Consider the following 18,859-nt stretch of genomic DNA (forward strand, 5'->3'; position numbering starts at 1 on the left):
GCAACAGCCTGAAACGACTAATCCCTCAACCGCGTCATAACGCGGATCTGCAATAGGACCGGGTAAACATGGCCAATTATCCCGATCATTAGGAGGACTACCGCTGCCAGCCAGCCGTCGGCGGTAACCGCCCAAATCGCACTGGCTACATGAAGCAGCACCGACCACGAATGCCCAACCGCAGAGGCGCGGACGTGCCGCAGGATCGGACCTTTCTCATTGCCATCCGATTCGCGCTTTCGCATTGCGACTATGTGCTTGTTCCAACCGATTCGCCAGAGAAAGGCGTTGAAGCAATCCACGCCCCAACGTCGGCTGGCAGCACGTGAAAGAGAGAATCGGCGCCACAACGAGGCCGGAAGATAGCGCTCCAGTGAGCCACCGACGAACAGCGCAAAGCCAAACCCCATGAGCGTTACCGTGACAACAAACCCCACGGAATCAGCACCAACCGCGCCCGCCACTACAACGAGGCCGTAGATTCCCGCAGCCGTGAAAAGTAAAGCAACCACGAAACACTCACCGCTTCCCCGTCTCGGTTCCTGCAAGAACTATGAGTACAAATGTGAATTCTAGCGGACCACAAACACGGCGAGCTAAGGAGAAACGGCAACTACCCCATCGCAAAAGTTTGGCAGGCAGAAGTGTTTAGTTCACAAAATGGTTATACTGTCCGAAACAAAACTGTTTGCCACCCCAAAGGAGTGACGTCATGTCGGATACCCAGCCATCTGCATACGAGTCCAAAGCTTGGCTTGCCAGCTACGCCGAGTGGACCAACCACCACCTCGACTACGGCGAACAGACCCTGCTTGATATCTACAACGAGAACCTTGCCAAGCACGGAACTTGGCCGGCTACCTGGTTCTTTGGACGCCAACAAAGCTACCACGAGCTAGATGTCCAGGTTCGCGCCGCAGCGGCCGGGCTTAAGGCCTTTGGTATCCGCCCCGGCGATCGCGTGGCCATGGCGCTTCCTAACTGCCCACAGCACATCGCGGCCTTTTATGCGGTGCTCAAGTTGGGCGCGATCGTCGTCGAGCACAATCCGCTCTACACCGCCCACGAGCTCGAGGGCCTTTTCCAGGATCACGCCGCCCGCGTGGCCATTGTCTGGGACAAGATGACCGCCACCTTCGAGCAGCTGCGCGAAACCACCCCGCTTGAGACGATCATCTCCGTCAACATGACCGAGGCCATGCCGCGTAGCAAGCAGCTGCTCCTGCGCATTCCTATCCCACCCATCACGGAGCAGCGCGAGCAGCTCACCGCCCCAGCGCCCAACACCGTGCCGTGGAGCACCCTGACCGGCACCGCAATCGGTGGCGATGGCACCAAGCTTGCCGACGCCGAAATTCACCCCGAAGACACCGCCATCATCCTGTACACCTCCGGCACCACGGGTACACCGAAGGGCGCGGAAATCACCCACGCGAATGTCTGCGCCAACGTGAAACAAGGTGTGGCCTGGGTGCCCGAGTTTGGCAGTAAGCCTGAACGCATGCTGGCCGCTCTGCCAATGTTCCACATCTACGGCCTCACACTCATCGCAGCACTCGGCGTCTACGTCGGCGGCGAGCTCATACTCACCCCGGCACCAAAGATCCCGCTCATCATGGACATCATGAAAAAGCACCGGCCTACCTGGCTGCCTGGCGTGCCCACCTTGTATTCCAAGATCATCGAGGCAGCCGAGGAACAGGGCGCAGACATCACCGGCATCCACAACTCCCTGTCAGGTGCTGCGGCGCTTCCCCCAGAAACCGTGGAGGAGTGGGAGTCGCTCACTGACGGCCTGCTGGTTGAGGGCTATGGCCTCACCGAGACTTCCCCGGTCCTCACCGGCAATCCGATGAACAATTCACGACGCCCCGGCTACATCGGCATCCCCTTCCCCGATACCGAAATCCGTATCGCTAACCCGGACAACCTAGACGAGACCATGGCAGACGGCGAGCCCGGCGAGCTGCTCGCGCGCGGCCCGCAGGTGTTCAAGGGCTACTTCAAGAACCCAGAAGCCACTGAAAAGGCCTTCCACGATGGCTGGTTCTGCACCGGCGATATGGCGGTCATGGAGTCCGATGGCTTCATCAAGATCGTCTCCCGCATCAAGGAGATGATCATCACCGGCGGATTCAACGTCTACCCCGGCGAAGTCGAAAAGGTCATCGGCATGCACCCCGACGTCGTCGATGTCGCCGTGGTGGGCCGCCCGCGAGAAGACGGCTCCGAGGACGTCGTCGCCTGTGTCATCCTGCGTGACGGCGCCGCCCTCGACCCAGAAGGCATGAAGGACTTCGCGCGCCAGAACCTGACCCGCTACAAAGTGCCGCGCACCTTCTATCACTTCGAGCACCTTGCCGCAGACCAGCTAGGCAAGGTTCGCCGCCGCGAAGTGCAGGCGGATCTGCTGCAGCGCCTAAAGTCCGGGAACCACAGCTAGCGGTTTAGGCCCGCCATAGCAGCCAGGGCTAAGCTTAAAAAGCGATGCAGTTTTCTTCTTCTCAGCCCTGGCACCGCTTCTATGGCGAATGGACACCCACCTCATTGGACTACGGCAACGCCACGCTTCTTAGCCAACTGGCTGAGACCATCGCTGCGCACCCCGAGCGGGTGGCACTGCGTTATATGGGCGAAGAACTTTCTTATGCGCAGCTCGACGCCGAAATCAACCGGGCTGCCAGCGCACTGAGCGCCCGCGGCGTGCAGCGCGGCGACTTCGTGGCCTTGGCGCTTGCTAACCGCCCCGCCCACGTCATTGCCTTTTATGCGGCACTGCGCTTGGGCGCTGCCGTGGTGGAGCACAATCCCCAGTTCACCACACACGAGCTAACCCCAATGGTGGCCCACCATGGCGCCCGCGTAGCCATCGCAGAGGGGCCGGCGGTAGGCATCTTCCGCGAGTTGCCGCAGCTTGAGCACGTCATCGACGCCGACGCAGACTGGGAAGATTTCCTCGCCGAGGGTAAGAAGCAAACGCCACGGGCCGAAGTAAACAAAGACGATCTCGCACTCATCCTCTACACCTCAGGCACTACGGGCACCCCCAAGGGGGCCATGCTCTCTCATGGCAACCTCGCCGCCAACGCACTGCAAATGGCCCACTGGCGCCTACCGGAGGAGCACCCACAAGCGATGGCGGTTTTGCCGCTGTTCCACTCCTATGGCCTGACCATGTCGCTGACGGTAGGTGTGGTCACGGGGGCGTCGATTAGCCTCGTGCCCGCCCCGCGCCTAGAGCTTATCCTTGCGGCAATTGCGGCAGCCCCTCCCACCTGGCTGCCCGCGGTCCCTACGGTTTATCAGCGCATTGTGGACGCCGCACCGGAGCTTCCGAAGATCACCCAAGCCATTTCCGGCGCCGCGACGCTGCCTTCTGCAACCATCGGCCAGTGGGAGACTCAAGCCCACGGCTTCCTCGTGGAAGGCTATGGGCTTACCGAGGCCGCGCCCGTGGTGACCTGCAATCCTTTGAACGAACACCGCCGCGCCGGCTGCATTGGCATCCCTATGCCGGATACGCAGGTACGCATCGACCCCGATACCGGGGAGCTGCTCGTGCGCGGGCCGCAGGTCTTTTCCGGCTACCTCCACAATCCGGAGGCCACCCGCACCGCTTTCCAGGACGGATGGCTGCGCACGGGCGACCTCGCCACTCAGGACGCCGATGGCTTTATCACCCTGCGCGCCCGCCTCAAAGAGACCATCATCACCGGCGGTTTCAACGTCTATCCCGGCGAGGTCGAAGAGGTGCTGCTTTCTCACCCTGCGCTTGCCGACGCCGCCGTGATCGGCCGCCCCCGCCCCGACGGCTCCGAGGACGTCGTCGCCTGCATCGTGCTCGCCAGCGCCCAACCCGGCGCGCCCGCGGATGCTGCGCAACCCACGCAGGAAGAATTCCGCGAGTGGTGCCGTGGCCAGCTCGCCCGCTATAAGGTCCCACGCGAGTTCATCGTGGTTCCAGACCTAGGCCGCGATGGCCTGGGCAAACTCCGACGCCGTGCTGTGGCCGAGCGTTTTCTGTAATTCTTCCAACCACCCCCAAAGTTGAGTAAAACCTCACATTTTGGGTGAATAAGGCTGCAACCTTACGCCTACGTAAGATACCGTGTCGTCATCGCGTTTATTTTGTTATAACTAACTATTCTTTAACGCGGTTTTACTTCCTCTCCCCCTTTTTCTTCCAACCAAGAACTTCCGAGGTAATAACCCGATGCATTTGTCATCCCTGACGCCACTTCACCGCCTAACTGGCGCCACCATCCTCTTCGCCGGCCAGGGTTCTGCCTGGCAGAAGGCACTCGCACAGGCCGCCGCGCAGCCACAGGTTCGCACCCGCCTGGTCGAGCTCCTCGAATCCACCCGCACCACCACCGCCCCAGTCGCGCGCCAAATCGCGTCAACCTGCCCCGGCGTCTTCGACCGCCTGCAGGAACTTATAGACGGCGAGGACAACGTCCAGGACGCAGACGTCTTCCCCGCCTATTCCATCCCGGGAATCGTGCTCGGGCAGATCGCCGCAGTGGAGCATCTCGCGCAGCTGGGCCTGCGTCCGGAAAGAGCACTCGGCCACTCCCAAGGCTCCCTCGGAGTGCTGGCGCTGCACGACCCGCAGGAGGCGCTGAGCTTGGCACTAGTGATGGGAACGGCGGCGTCGGCAAGCCACGGCAGCGTCGACGCCCGCTCGCACATGCTGGCGCTGCGCGGACTCACGCGCGAGTTCGTGGAGGAACGTCTCCAAGGCGATGCCGCCATAGCCGTGGTCAACGGCCGCCGGGCCTTCGCAGTATCCGGCGCCCCGGACTGCCTCGCCGCCACGCGCGCCGCCCTGGAAGGCGCAGTGGATGAATACAACGCCACTCTCGCAGAGCGGACCGTAGGCGGCGACGAGATCGAGCTCCACGCCACCGAGCTTCCAGTAGCCCTTCCCTTCCACCATCCCAGCCTTCACGCCGCCGCCGAGCTCACCGAAGAATGGGCAGCTACCTGCGGAATCGCAGACCACGGCCTGGCACGCGAAATCCTCGTCGAAGAACACGATTGGCTGAGCCGTATCCAGGCAAACATCGCTGAAAAGCAAGCACAAGGCTCGGAGTTTTTGCTCAGCCTCGACGCTTCCCTAACGCGCCTGAGCGAGCCGCTGGTCACCGGCAGCGGCAGCGTCATCGTAGAGATTGCTACGCCCGAGCAACGCGACGCCCTGGCCACACCGGGCACGGAGCTGCCCGAGCCGCTTGATTACCGCGACTTCGCGCCCCGCCTGGTGGAGCTTCCCGATGGCCGTTTCTATACCCAAACCCGATTCTCCGATCTCACGGGTCTCTCGCCCATCATGCTGGGCGGCATGACACCAACGACCGCCGACGGCGAGATCGTGGCCGCCGCCGCAAACGCCGGCCACTGGACCGAGATGGCCGGCGGCGGAATGTACTCCGACGAGGTCTTCCGCGCTCACCTTAAAGTGATGGAAGAACACTTGAACCCAGGCCGCACGGCGCAGTTCAACACCATGTTCTTCGACCGCTACCTGTGGAACCTGCAATTCGGCCAAACCCGCATCGTGCCCAAGGCGCGTGCGGCCGGCGCTTCCTTCAACGGCGTGTGCATTTCTGCCGGCATCCCAGAAGTCGAGGAAGCAGGCTCGCTACTGAACCAGCTCCACAGCGATGGCTTCCCCTATATCTCCTTCAAGCCCGGCACCGCCCAGCAAATTCGCGACGTCCTCAAGATCGCTGCCGCCTACCCGGATGACCAGATCATCATGCAGGTCGAGGACGGCCACGCAGGCGGCCACCACTCCTGGGTCAACCTCGATGACATGCTGCTCGAAACGTACGCCGCAATCCGTGAGCACAACAACGTAGTGCTCGCAGTGGGCGGAGGCATCTCTACTCCACAGCGCGCCGCCGACTATCTCACCGGCAAGTGGGCACTGCGCTACGGTCAGCAGCGCCTGCCTGTCGACGCCGTCTTCATCGGCACCGTCGCCATGGCCACCAAGGAGGCTAAGGCCACCGATTCGGTCAAGGAGCTACTGGTAGGCACCACCGGCATTTCGCCAGAAGACAACGGCGGCTGGGTCGGCCGCGGCACCGGCACCAATGGCGTGGCCTCCTCCCAATCCCACCTGTTGGCCGATATCCACGACCTCGACAACTCCTTCGCCGCGGCCTCGCGCCTTATCACTTCCTTGTCCACCGAGGACTACCCCGCCCACCGCGCAGAAATCATCGCCGCACTTAACAAAACCTCGAAGCCTTACTTCGGCGACGTCGAGAAGATGACCTACGCCCAGTGGCTGGAGCGCTTCGTCGAGCTCGCCGACCCCTTCGTCGATCCCACCTGGGATGACCGCTTCTTCGACCTTCTCCATCGCGTGGAAGCACGCCTCAACCCGGTGGATCACGGTGAGATCGACACTCTTTTCCCAAGCATCGATGACGTCCACGATGCCCCTGCCGCTTTAAAGCTTTTGCTGGAAACCTACCCGGAGGCGGCGTCGACAAGCGTGTCCCCACGGGACGCCGCCTGGTGGATCTCGCTGCACTACAAGCATGTAAAACCCATGCCGTGGGTGCCTGCCATCGACGGCGATCTCAAGACGTGGTTTGGCAAAGACACGCTGTGGCAGGCGCAGGACCCGCGCTACACCGCCGACCAAGTGCGCATCATCCCCGGCCCCGTGTCGGTTGCCGGAATCACGCGCAAGGATGAGCCCGTGGCGGAGCTGCTCGCGCGCTTCGAGGCGGCCACCACCCAACAGTTGCGCGATACAAACGCCGAGCCGCAACGCCTCTTCTCCCGCTTGCACGCGGTTGCTGACGCCGCGGAATTCATCAAGGCTTCCCCCACCCTGGTCTGGCATGGCCACTTGATGGATAACCCGGCCTTCCACATGAATGACTCCGCTTTTGAGCTACGCCAGGATGAGACCGGCCAATGGGAAATTGTTATTCACGCCGACTCCTACTGGGACAATTTGCCGGATAAACAGCGCCCCTTCTACGTCCGCGAGGTCACCGTGCCTGTGGACTTGCCAGCCGATGTGGCCACGGGTGGCTCGCCGGTGGTCTCCCACGAGCGCCTGCCCGATGCCGTCTTCGCGCTCCTGCGCGGCCTCGCCGGCGTGGGCTCGGTGGCCGAGCAAGGCGACGTCATCGACGAGATGCCACGCATCGCAGAAGGCAGCATCGACGCGGATGCGCCTTTCGGCCGCGCGCACTACTCCTTCCACCTGCCGGCTTCTCTGCTGGAGGCGCACACGGCTGTCACCGGCGCTGGCCTGCCCGTAGCGGAGAAAGCGCTGCCGGTGGGCACTCCCGATGTGCTGGTCGGCCCCTGCTGGCCGGCCATCTACACCGCGCTAGGCTCTGGCCTGCTGCCCGATGGCTACCCAGTCATCGAGGGTCTGCTCAACGCCGTGCACCTAGATCACCTCGTGGACCTGCGTGTTCCGCTCGCCCAGCTGGCCGACGGCCGCCGCATCGACGTCACCTCTCAGTGCACCTCCATCGAGGAATCCGCCTCTGGGCGAATCGTGACCGTGGAGCTCGAACTACGCAACGGCCCCGACGTCCCGGAAAAAGCGGGCGAAATCGTCGCTATGCAAGTACAGCGCTTTGCCATCCGTGGGCGCGCGAGCGGCACCGCGGCACCTACGCCGGCTCCGGAGTGGGGCGGCGGCAAATCCTCGACAAAGGTCACCTCCACCCCGCGCTCCTTTATCGACCGCGCGGTAGTCACTGCCCCGCAGGATATGACCCCATTCGCGCTGGTCTCGGGCGATTACAACCCCATCCACACTTCTTATAACGCCGCCCAGCTCGTGGCTCTCGAGGCTCCGCTGGTCCATGGCATGTGGCTTTCTGCCACCGCGCAGCACCTCGCGGCCCGCCACGGCCAGGTGGTGGGCTGGACCTATTCCATGTACGGAATGGTGCAGTTGAACGATGTGATTGACATTGTCGTCGAGCGCGTCGGCCGCAAGGGCATCCACGCCGCGCTCGAAGTCACCTGCCGCATCGACGGCGAAGTAGTCTCCCGCGGGCAGGCGCTGCTTGCACAGCCGCGCACCGCCTACATCTACCCGGGTCAGGGCATTCAAGCAGAGGGTATGGGCAGCACGGACCGCGCCGCTTCCCCGGCCGCGCGGGAGATTTGGCGCCGCGCCGACCAGCACACCCGTGCGGCGCTGGGCTTTAGTATCCGACACATCATCGACGAGAATCCCACGTCCCTGCGCGTCGGCGAGCAGACCTTCGTGCACCCACAGGGTGTTTTGCACCTGACCCAATTCACCCAGGTCGCCCTGGCAGTCGTGGCGTACGCACAGACCGAGCGCTTGCGTGAGAACAACGCCATCGGCTCCAACTCGATGTACGCTGGCCACTCGCTGGGCGAGTACACAGCGCTGGCCTCGCTGGCTAACATCTTTGACCTCGAAGCGGTCATCGACATCGTCTACTCCCGCGGCTCCGCGATGGGCAGCCTCGTTCCACGCGACGCGGAGGGTAACTCCGAATACGCCATGGCCGCACTGCGTCCGAACATGATCGGCGTGAGCGGCGATGAGGTGGACACCTACGTCGCCTCCATTGCGGAAGAAACCGGCGAGTTCCTAGAAATCGTCAACTACAACATCCGCGGTCAGCAGTACTCCGTGGCTGGCACCAAGGCCGGCCTGCGCGAGCTGGTCCGCCGCGCCAACGCTGTCAAGGAACGCGCAGCCGTGATGGTTCCGGGCATCGACGTCCCGTTCCACTCCCGCGTGCTGCGCGATGGCGTGGCCGCGTTTGCGGAGAAGCTCGACGAGCTCCTTCCGGCTGAGCTCGACCTCGACGCGCTGGTCGGCCGCTACGTGCCAAACCTCGTAGCAGTACCGTTCGAGCTGACCCAAGAATTCGTCGACACCGTGGCCCCGATGGCTCCTTCTGGCAAGCTCGACGGCCTCGACGCCTCCTCGCTTGAGCCGCAGGCACTCGCCCGCCTGCTCCTCATCGAGCTGCTGTCCTGGCAGTTCGCCTCCCCGGTGCGCTGGATTGAGACCCAGGAACTGCTCTTCGACGAGGTCGATCAATTAATCGAGGTCGGCCTTGCCACCTCCTCAACCCTGACCAACTTGGCCAAGCGCTCCCTGGCCGTGGCAGGCCGCGACCTGCCCGTATTCAACGTCGAGCGCGACCAAGACCAGGTCATGCTCCAGGACGTCCAGGCAGCACCAGAACCCGAGACCGCCCCAGAGACAGAGGAACCGGCTGTCGAGGCCGCGTCGGTCCCAGCTGCTCCAGCCACCCCAGCCGCTGAATCCGCGTCAGCCCCGGCCGAGTTCATTCCCGCAGTTCCTGCCCCGGCCGCGACTTCCGCAGGTGCCGCCCCCGAGCTCACCTTCCGCGCGGCCGAGGCCATTATGGTGCTCTTCGCGTTCCAGAACAAGATCCGCATCGACCAGATCAACGACTCCGACACCATCGAGGAGCTCACCAACGGCGTTTCCTCGCGCCGCAACCAGCTCCTGATGGACATGTCCGCTGAGATCGGCGTGCCTGCAATCGATGGCGCCGCAGACGCCGACGTCGCTTCGTTGCGCGAAAAGGTCAACGCCGCCGCCCCTGGCTACGCGCCTTTCGGCAGCGTCCTTGGCGAGGCCGTCACCGCACGCCTGCGCCAGCTGCTCGGCGCTGCGGGCCTCAAGCCCGCCGCGGTGGCCGAGTACGTCACCGGCACCTGGGGCCTGCCCGAGTCTTGGGTCGCCCACGTCGAGGCCGAAATCCTGCTCGGCTCCCGCGACGAGGATTCCGTCCGCGGCGGCAGCCTGAACACGGTTGCGTCCAGCGCCACCAGCAAGTCCGCGGCGCACGAGCTTATCGACGCCGCCGTCCAGGGCGTCGCCAATGCGCACGGCGCCAGTGTCTCCAAGGGCGCTGCCGCAGGTGGAGCCTCCGGCGGGGTCGTGGATTCCGCCGCTCTCGAGGCCTACGCCGAGACCGTGACCGGTGAGAACGGCGTGCTCGCCACCGTGGCCCGCCAGGTCCTCACCCAGCTCGGCCACGTCGCCGAGCCTGCCGAGGCCACCGCCCCAGACACCGAGGTCATCGAGGCCGTCGAGGCCGAGCTCGGTTCCGGCTGGCTCAAGTCCGTCACCCCTTCTTTCGACGCGGCACACGCCGTGCTTTTCGACGACGCCTGGGCCACCGCCCGCGAGCGCCTCGCCCGCGTAGCACTCGGTGAGATCGCAGCTGACGACGAGCGCGCGCAGCCTGCCGCCTTCCAGGGCGCCGGCGCCACCGTGGCTGAACAGGCCCGTTGGTGGGCACGCTCGGGGAACACCGCCGTCGACTCTGCCCACTTCGAGCAGATAGCCGCAGCCGCCGAGTCCACCAAACGCGGCGCTTACGCCGACGACGTCGCCCTCGTCACCGGTGCCGCTCCTGGCTCCATCGCCACCGCGCTTGTCGAGCGCCTCCTCGCAGGCGGCGCAACCGTCATCATGACGGCATCGCGAGTGACCCAATCCCGTAAGGAATTCGCCCGCCGCCTCTACGCCGAGCACGGCCGCCAGGGATCTGCCCTGTGGTTGGTTCCGGCCAACCTCACCAGCTTCCGCGACGTGGACTCCCTGGTGGAGTGGATCGGTTCCGAGCAGCGCGAATCCGTGGGCAACGAGGTGAAGATTCTCAAGCCAGCGCTCACCCCAACCTTGGCATTCCCATTCGCGGCACCGTCTGTTTCCGGCTCGCTTGCAGACGCCGGCTCCTCCACGGAGTCCCAGGCTCGCCTGCTGCTGTGGTCGGTCGAGCGCCTCATCGGCGGCCTCTCTGACCTCGCGGTCAAGGCCCCGAGCCCCACCCGGTGCCACGTGGTCCTGCCGGGCTCACCCAACCGCGGCACCTTCGGCGGCGACGGCGCTTATGGCGAAGTCAAGGCCGCGCTCGACGCCATCCTGGCCAAGTGGAACGTCGAAGCTGGTTGGCCTGCCGGCGTCACCCTTGCGCAAGCCAAGATCGGCTGGGTCGCAGGCACTCACCTCATGGGCGGCAACGATGTCCTCGTTCCAGCCGCGCAGAAGGCCGGCATCCACGTCTGGTCGCCGGAGGAAATCTCCTCTAAGCTGCTAGACCTAGCTTCCGCCGAGTCCCGCGCCCGCGCCACCGAACGCCCGATCGAGGCAGACCTCACCGGCGGTCTCGAAGGCTTCTCGCTGACCTCCCTAGAGGTCGAGAAGCCTGCTGCGCAGTCCGCTGCAGAGAGTGCCGTCAAGAACACCACCGCCCGCATCAAGGCACTGCCTTCCCCGGCACGCCCGGTGCAGCCGCAGCTGGCTGAGGAACTTGGCGACATCACCACCGACCTCGACGACATGGTGGTCATCGCCGGTATCGGCGAGGTGAGCTCCTGGGGTTCCGGCCGCACCCGCTTCGAGGCCGAGTATGGCCTGCAGCGCGACGGCTCCTGCGAGCTGACCGCCGCCGGTGTCATCGAACTCGCGTGGATGACCGGCCTCATCGCATGGCACGAGGAGCCCACGCCGGGCTGGTTCGTCGGCGAGACTGACGAACAGATTGCGGAAGAGGACATCTACGAGCGTTTCCGCGACGAGGTCGTGGCCCGCGCCGGCATCCGCGAGCTCACCGATAAGTACCACCTGGTTGACCGCGGCTCCATCGACCTGACCACAGTGTTCTTGGACCGCGACATCACCTTCACCGTCGATTCCGAGGCCACCGCCCGCGACATCGCCGAGGCCGACCCAGAGTTCACCAGCATCCGCGAGGCTGACGGCGAGTGGGAGGTCACCCGCCACAAGGGCGCCACCGCAAAGGTGCCGCGCAAGGCCACGCTGACCCGCACCGTGGCCGCGCAGATGCCGGACAACTTCGACGCCGCCCGCTGGGGCATCCCGGACCACATGCTGGACTCCCTCGACCGCATGGCCGTGTGGAACCTGGTCACCGCCGTCGATGCTTTTACCCAGGCAGGCTTTAGCCCCGCCGAGCTCCTGCAGGCCGTCCACCCAGGCCAGGTCGCCACCACGCAGGGAACCGGCATCGGCGGCATGGAGTCCCTGCACAAGGTCTTCGTCTCCCGCTTCTTGGGCGAGGACCGCCCCTCCGACATCCTGCAGGAAGCCCTACCCAACGTCATTGCAGCGCACACCATGCAGTCCTTGGTCGGCGGATACGGCTCGATGATCCACCCCATCGGCGCCTGCGCCACGGCCGCGGTGTCCATCGAGGAGGGCGTCGACAAGATTACGCTGGGTAAAGCCGACGTCGTGGTCGCCGGCGGCATCGACGACGTTCAGGTCGAGTCACTGCAGGGCTTTGGCGATATGAACGCCACGGCGCAGACCTCCGCCATGACCGCGCAGGGCATCGACGAGCGCTTCATCTCCCGCGCCAACGACCGCCGCCGCGGCGGCTTTCTCGAAGGCGAAGGCGGCGGCACGGTTCTGCTCGTGCGCGGTTCGCTGGCGGCCGAGCTCGGCCTGCCGGTGCTCGCCGTGGTCGCCCACGCCGCTTCCTACGGCGACGGCGCCCACACCTCCATTCCGGCTCCGGGCCTCGGCGCTCTGGGCGCCGGTCGTGGTCGAGAGAACTCTCGTCTCGCACGCTCGCTGCGCGGGCTGGGCCTTAGCCCGAACGACGTCACGGTGCTGTCCAAGCACGACACCTCCACCAACGCCAACGACCCGAACGAGTCCGAGCTGCACTCCATCTTGTGGCCAGCTATCGGGCGCGACGCGGATCAGCCGATGTTCGTCATCTCGCAAAAGACGCTCACCGGCCACTCCAAAGCCGGCGCCGCGCTCTTCCAGACCGGCGGGCTCATCGATGTCTTCCGTACCGGGCGCATCCCCGCCAACGTCTCGCTGGACTGTGTCGATCCCCTCATCGCACCGAAGGCGAAGAACCTGGTGTGGCTGCGTTCGCCGCTGGATCTGGCAGCCGCGGGCCGCAGCGTGAAGGCCGCGGCGCTGACCTCGCTGGGCTTCGGACACGTCGGCGCGCTCATCGTGTACGCGCACCCGGGCGTGTTTGAGAAGGCCGTCGCCAAGCAGCGCGGCACTGACGCTGCAGCTGCTTGGCGCGAGCGTGCCGAGCAGCGCCTAGCCGCCGGTCACGCCCGCTTCGAGGCCGGCATGTTGGGCCGCGCGCCGCTCTTCGAGGTCATCGACGGCCGCCGCCTGCCGCACGCCGACGCCAAGGTGATGATTGACGGCTACGGCCTCGTCGACGCCGACAAGGCCGCGGAAATCTCCATGCTCCTCGACGCCGATGCGCGCCTGGGCAGCAACGGTGAATTCCCGAGTGTGTAGTCGTTAGCTAACTGGCTGGCCAGACCAGCCAGTAGTAGATAGAGCTCAGGCCCGCTTCCTTAAAAAGGGAAGCGGCGCGACGAACCACTCATGTGGATTGTAGGTGCGCCCGTCGATCCCAACCTGAGACACCTTCAACCGCACGTCTGCAAAGCAGTGGCTCACGATAAGAGTTATCTGGCGCATTGCGCTCGCAGTCCACCGGGATAACAGCTATCCCGGTAAACTAGGATATCGATCTACCGGGATAAGTCTTATCTCCAATGCCCCAAGCGCATGACAGGAGTCAGCTGTGGCAAAGACAGGCGAATTGGAATGGATCCCCGCTGATGGCAGTGGTCTTTCTCGACGCGCCAAACAAGGAGGTAAGTATCACGCTTTCGTTCCCGATCCCCTCGCAAGCATGTCGTTGAAGCTTCCGTCCGAGCTCTCGCGACGTATCGTTCGCATCGAGCGGGAGATTCACAATCTTGGGATGAGAGACAATACCCACTCCCTTGAAGGAGTTGTGCGACTCCTGCTCCGTTCTGAGGCCGTCGCTTCCTCCCGGATCGAGGGAATCGCTCCCAACTCCGACAAAGTGGCCATGGCGATCCTCGCGCGTGAATCAGATTCCGAAATTCGGGGTTTCAAAGAATCCGCAACAGCTGTCGCCCGCAATGTCGCCATCCTCGACACCATCAATGCAGACTTAGCTTACAAAGACGAGCTGGTCCTGGATGACATTGTTGCAATGCAGACAGCGCTCGTTGCAGAAAAGCCTTTGCAAGGAGTACGAACTACTCAAAACTGGATTGGCGGGTCTGACTATCACCCCATCGATGCGGCTTTTGTCCCCCCGCCTCCTGTACAAGTCCCAGGACTCCTCGACGATCTCATTGAATACTTCAACGGGGCAGACCACGCCGCGCTCGTTCAGGCAGCGCTGGTTCATGCACAGTTCGAGACCATCCACCCATTCCCGGATGGGAATGGACGCGTGGGGCGAGCCATGATTCACGCGCTTTTGCAGCGCAGAGGGCTCACCGATGCTGCGGTTCTCCCCGTCAGTATGGTTCTGGCAACGCTCGGTGACCGTTACGTCGACGGACTCACGAAATTCCGCGAGGGTGACGTGCTGGCATGGATCTCTTTCTTCGTCAAGGCTGCACAAGTCGCCACCACCAAAGCAGCTGAACTTGCGGATAGCGTCGCCGCCCTAGAAGCAGAATGGATGGACAAGGTCAATCACCACCGCACTGCGCAAGGAAGCAAGCGCGCATTGAAATCGAATTCGACGGAGTTCCAACTGCTCAAGAAGCTACCTGCCATGCCTTTGGTCACGGTGCCCATCGTGAAGTCCGAGCTGGGGATTTCATCGACAAGCACGGCCCGAGATGCTCTCGATTCACTCACCGACGCTGGCATTCTGCGTAAGAAAGTCATCGGTGTGGGCGGGCTTCTCGGTTACTTCGCTGACGATGTTTTCATGTTGGTCAACGATGCTGAACGCCAACTCGCCTCGACGCAGTTTAATACTCGGCTTTCACCTCCGACCGGCCGAGCGGTTCCAGCCCTTCGCGATAAATAAGCAGTAATCATTAGTAGTCACGCGCTTCGTTTCCTTACATAAGGCAAAGCGTCGTGCTGGTGCGACGCTGCAGGAAAGGCATCGGAAAGCGCAAAAGGGACAGTCACTCAAAGTGACGGTCCCTTAATGGCGCAGATTAGGTGCCCTTAACGTTGAGGATCTGGCGCAGGGTGTGCTTGACCTCAACGAGCTGGGTGGCATCGGCCATCACGCGGTCGATGTCCTTGTAGGCGTCCGGAATCTCATCGACGAACTCGGCGCCGGGACGATAGACGATGCCTTCCATGCGTGCGGCAAGGTCCTCCTCGGTGAAGCGGGCCTTGGCCTGGGTGCGCGACATGACGCGGCCGGCGCCGTGCGGCGCAGACTTAAGGCCCGGCGCGTAGCCCTTGCCTTCCACGACGTAGCTGGCGGTGCCCATCGAGCCGGGGATGAGACCGCGGTCGCCCTCATCCGCCTTGATGGCGCCCTTGCGCGTGAGCCACACGTTCTTACCGTAGTGGTTCTCGCGCTGGGTGTAGTTGTGGTGGCAGTTGATGCGCTCGAGCTCGAGGTTCTCGCGATCCGCGCCGGACCAGGTGGCGACGCAGTCGAGGAAGCGGTCCATCATCTCATCGCGATTGAGCAGCGCAAAGTGCTGTGCCCAGTGGAGATCCGCAATGTAGGAGTCGAACTCTTCCGTGCCCTCGACGAGGTAGGCCAGGTCCTTGTCCGCGAGCTGGATCCAGTGCTTCTCGCAGTGGCGCTGCGCAGCTTTGATGTGCTTCTGTGCAATCTTGTTACCCACGCCGCGCGAGCCGGAGTGCAGGAACAGCCAGACGCGATCTTCTTCGTCGAGACACAGCTCGATGAAGTGGTTGCCGCCGCCCAAACTGCCTAGCTGCTGGCGCCAGTGCTTCGAATGACTAAGGTCCACGCCGGTGTCCTGGGCCAGCTGCGCGAGCTCGCGCGTGCGGGCCTCGGTGCGCGGGTCCATGATCCAACCGTTGTAGTTTCCGGGCGAGAGTGGAATGGAGTCTTCGACCGCGGTGCGCAGGTCCTCGAGAGCGAAGTCTTGGATATCCGCGTGCGTAAGGTGGGTCCGCACGGCAATCATGCCGCAGCCGATGTCCACGCCGACGGCCGCCGGGATGACGGCACGCAGCGTGCCGAAAACGGTGCCGACCGAGGAGCCCTTGCCGAAGTGGGCATCAGGCATGAGCGCCACGTGTGGGTAGACGAAGGGCAGGTCAGCGACGAGTTGTGCCTGCGCCACCGTCTTGTCTTCAACAATGGAGGCGAAGTTGTGCAGGCGCATAAAAGAGCCTTTCTCTGCGTTTGCGTAACGCAGTTCGTGAGAAAGGGCCTGCTTGGGCGGCTGACTTATAAGTTTGCGCGCGGGTCGCGCGGCTGGCACCAACGTCCGGGATAAGCAGGGCCGCTTTCCCGGGAAATGGTCAAGTCAGCCTGTTAGAAGAGTTGCTTAAAGAAGCGTCCTAGCGGCTGATTGTTATAGGTCATCATCGCGGTTCGCCTCCTTTATGCTTTCTCGTTCTTCTTTCGGGCTGTTAGTGCTGCGTGTGAGCCTACACGATGTACGCGATTTCTGCATGCGATTGATGATGCGAAGAAATTCACCCAGCCACGAAAAACTTGACACCGTCCATTCAACCGCATTCGCTGCCTGCTCATTTGTTCGTCCGTCTGGCGGGGTGTCGTGCGCCGTGATGAGCTTCGTTTAATCGTTCAGCCCACCTCGACCTAGTCGAGAGTGGGCTGGATCTTTATCTGGGTTATGCAGCAAGATTGCTCTGGGTAAAGCCGACGTCGTGGTCGCCGGCCGCATCGACGACGTGCAGGGCGAGTCCCTCCAAGGCGGGTGCCGCGCTCTTCCAGACCGGCGGTATCATCGACGTCTTCCGCACCGGCCGCATCCCGGCCAACGTGTCGCTGGACTGCGTTGATCCGCTCATCGCACCGAAGGCGAAGAACCTGGTGTGGCTGCGTTCGCCGCTCGACCTGGGGGCCGCTGGCCGTCCGGTCAAGGCCGCCGCCTGCCGCACGCCGACACCAAAGTGATGATTGACGGCTACGTTTCAGCTAACGCTCGACCAACTTTTGCTTCTCAGGGTCATAAACGACGGAAACGATATCGCCAGTCTGAATCATCTGAATCGCTTGATTGATCACCGGAAGCAGCGCGACGAACCACTCATGTGGATTGTAGGTGCGCCCATCGATCCCAACCTGAGACACCTTCAACCGCACGACCACAAATACCTTGTGCAAGAGGTTTTCCAATGCCGAAGAGCGCAAGTTGTAAACACGATAATCAGCCCCAATCTCTACTGGGGCCATAAGCTAGGTCGGTTCTCTCAATGCAATCGCAACCCGCTGTTTCACCGGATCGCTGATCAATAAGGCCTTCGATGACACGAATGTTCCGTACCAACCCCTCGTAGAGGATTCATGGCGACTAAACAGTCAGGATTCACAAAGTCGCATGGATACAGCGCTACGCCTCTATCGCAAGCGAGACGCTACGACCGCTGACAAACGAGCGGCCTGCACAAACCTGGCGTACATTCTTGGGGATAAGAGACAATTGTTGAAGACCCATCTGCTCACTAACGGCGAAGCCGCCCCCTTCCAACGTGCAAGGTCCCATATAAGTTTGATATTCGACACAGCAATGACCCAAACAAGGTGATCATGATGGAGCATTTCGCGATTGGGTTTTGGTGGTATCGCGCCATGGTACAGCTCATCGAACGGCTGCTGGAACGATAAAGCAACACACTACAAGACAAAAGTTCATGAAAATTTGGGTAAAAGTATTGCCATCTCTTGAATTCTTCAGTAATTTCCTCAACAAAACCAGATTGACAAGAGAATTAAGGAAATGAAGTTGAAGAATACATTCCAAAAAGTCTTTCCCGTTCTTGTTGTAGCCGCAACAATATTCGCTACCCCCACCGGAAGTTTTGCTCTGGAGACCACCCCAACAGTATCCGCCGCATCCCCAGCTGATAGCACGCAAGACAAAAACTTAGTTGGCAATCAAGCTTTAGCAATCCCTGCAAGCGAGGTATCAGAGTCAACAGATTTTGATACTGCGATGGCCACACTGTCTCACTACCTCGTATATCGGGCGGACGGACAACGCCATTTCGACACCGAAAAAGCCAAAGAAGAAAATGCGTCGCATTATTTACTCGTCGCAGGAGAAAACCTCAACCGCGTAGCCGACAATAACGAGGTCATGATATGCCTTGAAACGCGCGACATGCCTGGGTATGGAAACTGGTGCGGCCCAGGGCACAGTGGTCCGGGTGCCCCAATCAATACTCTCGACTCTCTCTGCCAAAAGCATGATAAATGCTATGGCTCGCGAGGATACTTCGCTTGCTCATGCGACAGGGAGCTGGTTCAAGGAATTCGTAAAAACCGGGGCAAATTCAATGGAGTCGGAGAAAACGCGATGGCCCTTGCTATTGCTACATATTTCAATTCCGCCCTGTGCAATCCATTAGCATAGTGGATCCCCAACGGTCCGGGAAGGAGAAAGAAATGAACAGGCACAAAAGCAACAAGAGCCTAAAGTTAAGTAAACTTCTCTCAGCTTTACTCTCAACAACTGCGATTGCGTTCCCGTATCTTTTTCCTTCCATTTTTCCGGAAGGGACCATGCCGTATTTCATCATTACCGTACCCATAGGTGTAGCAGCTGGAGTCCTTGCATACAAAAGCCAATCGTGGTTGCTGGTTGCATTCTCTATTCTTGCCGGATTATCCCCTCTACTGTTCGCTTGGATAATTTGGGGTGTTATCAAGATCATATATTTTGTCACGGGCGGTCGCTTACCCGGCGCTGAATGGCTCTAAAGAATTCAGAGCCGCAGCACACCCTCGGCAAACAAAATATGCATGAAATTTCCAGATCCCGCGCCCCCTACTGCGGTGCGGGCTTTCCGCAGCTTTAACCGTAAAGGTGT

The 18,859-nt window shown here is 62.0% G+C and carries 9 protein-coding genes and 1 pseudogene; 7 read left to right on the forward strand and 3 right to left on the reverse strand.

All coding sequences use genetic code 11. The features are described from left to right. Nucleotides 1–17 precede the first annotated feature (17 nt). Nucleotides 18–512: a glycosyl-4,4'-diaponeurosporenoate acyltransferase CrtO family protein gene (locus WM42_RS05150; RefSeq protein WP_062036051.1), complete on the reverse strand. Its 495-nt coding sequence runs from the start codon at nt 510–512 to the stop codon at nt 18–20. Nucleotides 513–712: 200 nt separating this feature from the next. Between WM42_RS05150 and WM42_RS05155 the strand changes: the two genes are divergently transcribed. From WM42_RS05155 to WM42_RS13425, 4 genes are all read left to right on the forward strand, one after another. Continuing rightward, on the forward strand, nt 713–2,443 hold the full coding sequence (locus tag WM42_RS05155; protein WP_062036053.1) for a long-chain-fatty-acid--CoA ligase: 1,731 nt from the start codon (nt 713–715) through the stop codon (nt 2,441–2,443). Between the two features lie 44 nt (nt 2,444–2,487). Further along, nucleotides 2,488–4,026: an AMP-binding protein gene (locus WM42_RS05160; protein WP_062036055.1), complete on the forward strand. Its 1,539-nt coding sequence runs from the start codon at nt 2,488–2,490 to the stop codon at nt 4,024–4,026. Nucleotides 4,027–4,213: 187 nt separating this feature from the next. After that, nucleotides 4,214–13,315 carry a type I polyketide synthase gene (locus WM42_RS05165; protein WP_062036057.1) on the forward strand — a complete coding sequence of 3,034 codons (9,102 nt, stop codon included), beginning with the start codon at nt 4,214–4,216 and terminating at the stop codon, nt 13,313–13,315. Nucleotides 13,316–13,607: 292 nt separating this feature from the next. After that, entirely contained in the window at nt 13,608–14,885 is a 1,278-nt protein-coding gene (locus WM42_RS13425; protein ID WP_062036059.1) for a Fic family protein, read from the forward strand. Nucleotides 14,886–15,021: 136 nt separating this feature from the next. Here WM42_RS13425 and WM42_RS05175 read toward each other — a convergent pair whose 3' ends face one another. Next, on the reverse strand, nt 15,022–16,182 hold the full coding sequence (locus WM42_RS05175; RefSeq protein ID WP_061920324.1) for an RtcB family protein: 1,161 nt from the start codon (nt 16,180–16,182) through the stop codon (nt 15,022–15,024). Nucleotides 16,183–16,733: 551 nt separating this feature from the next. Here WM42_RS05175 and WM42_RS13185 point away from each other — a divergent pair. Further along, nucleotides 16,734–16,919, forward strand: a pseudogene (locus WM42_RS13185) (hypothetical protein); the annotation flags it as partial. Nucleotides 16,920–16,964: 45 nt separating this feature from the next. Here WM42_RS13185 and WM42_RS13625 read toward each other — a convergent pair. Continuing rightward, the gene (locus tag WM42_RS13625; protein ID WP_061920320.1) at nt 16,965–17,222 is read right to left on the reverse strand and encodes a hypothetical protein; all 258 of its coding nucleotides are present in this window, start codon (nt 17,220–17,222) and stop codon (nt 16,965–16,967) included. 544 nt (nt 17,223–17,766) lie between these two features. Here WM42_RS13625 and WM42_RS13520 point away from each other — a divergent pair. Next, nucleotides 17,767–18,402 (forward strand): phospholipase A2 family protein, encoded by a 636-nt coding sequence (locus WM42_RS13520; RefSeq protein WP_201057421.1) that lies wholly within the window; start codon nt 17,767–17,769, stop codon nt 18,400–18,402. 32 nt (nt 18,403–18,434) lie between these two features. Further along, nucleotides 18,435–18,749 (forward strand): hypothetical protein, encoded by a 315-nt coding sequence (locus WM42_RS05200; RefSeq protein ID WP_046645678.1) that lies wholly within the window; start codon nt 18,435–18,437, stop codon nt 18,747–18,749. Nucleotides 18,750–18,859 lie beyond the last annotated feature (110 nt).

The sequence above is a fragment of the Corynebacterium simulans genome (assembly GCF_001586215.1).
GTDB classification, from domain to species: domain Bacteria; phylum Actinomycetota; class Actinomycetes; order Mycobacteriales; family Mycobacteriaceae; genus Corynebacterium; species Corynebacterium simulans.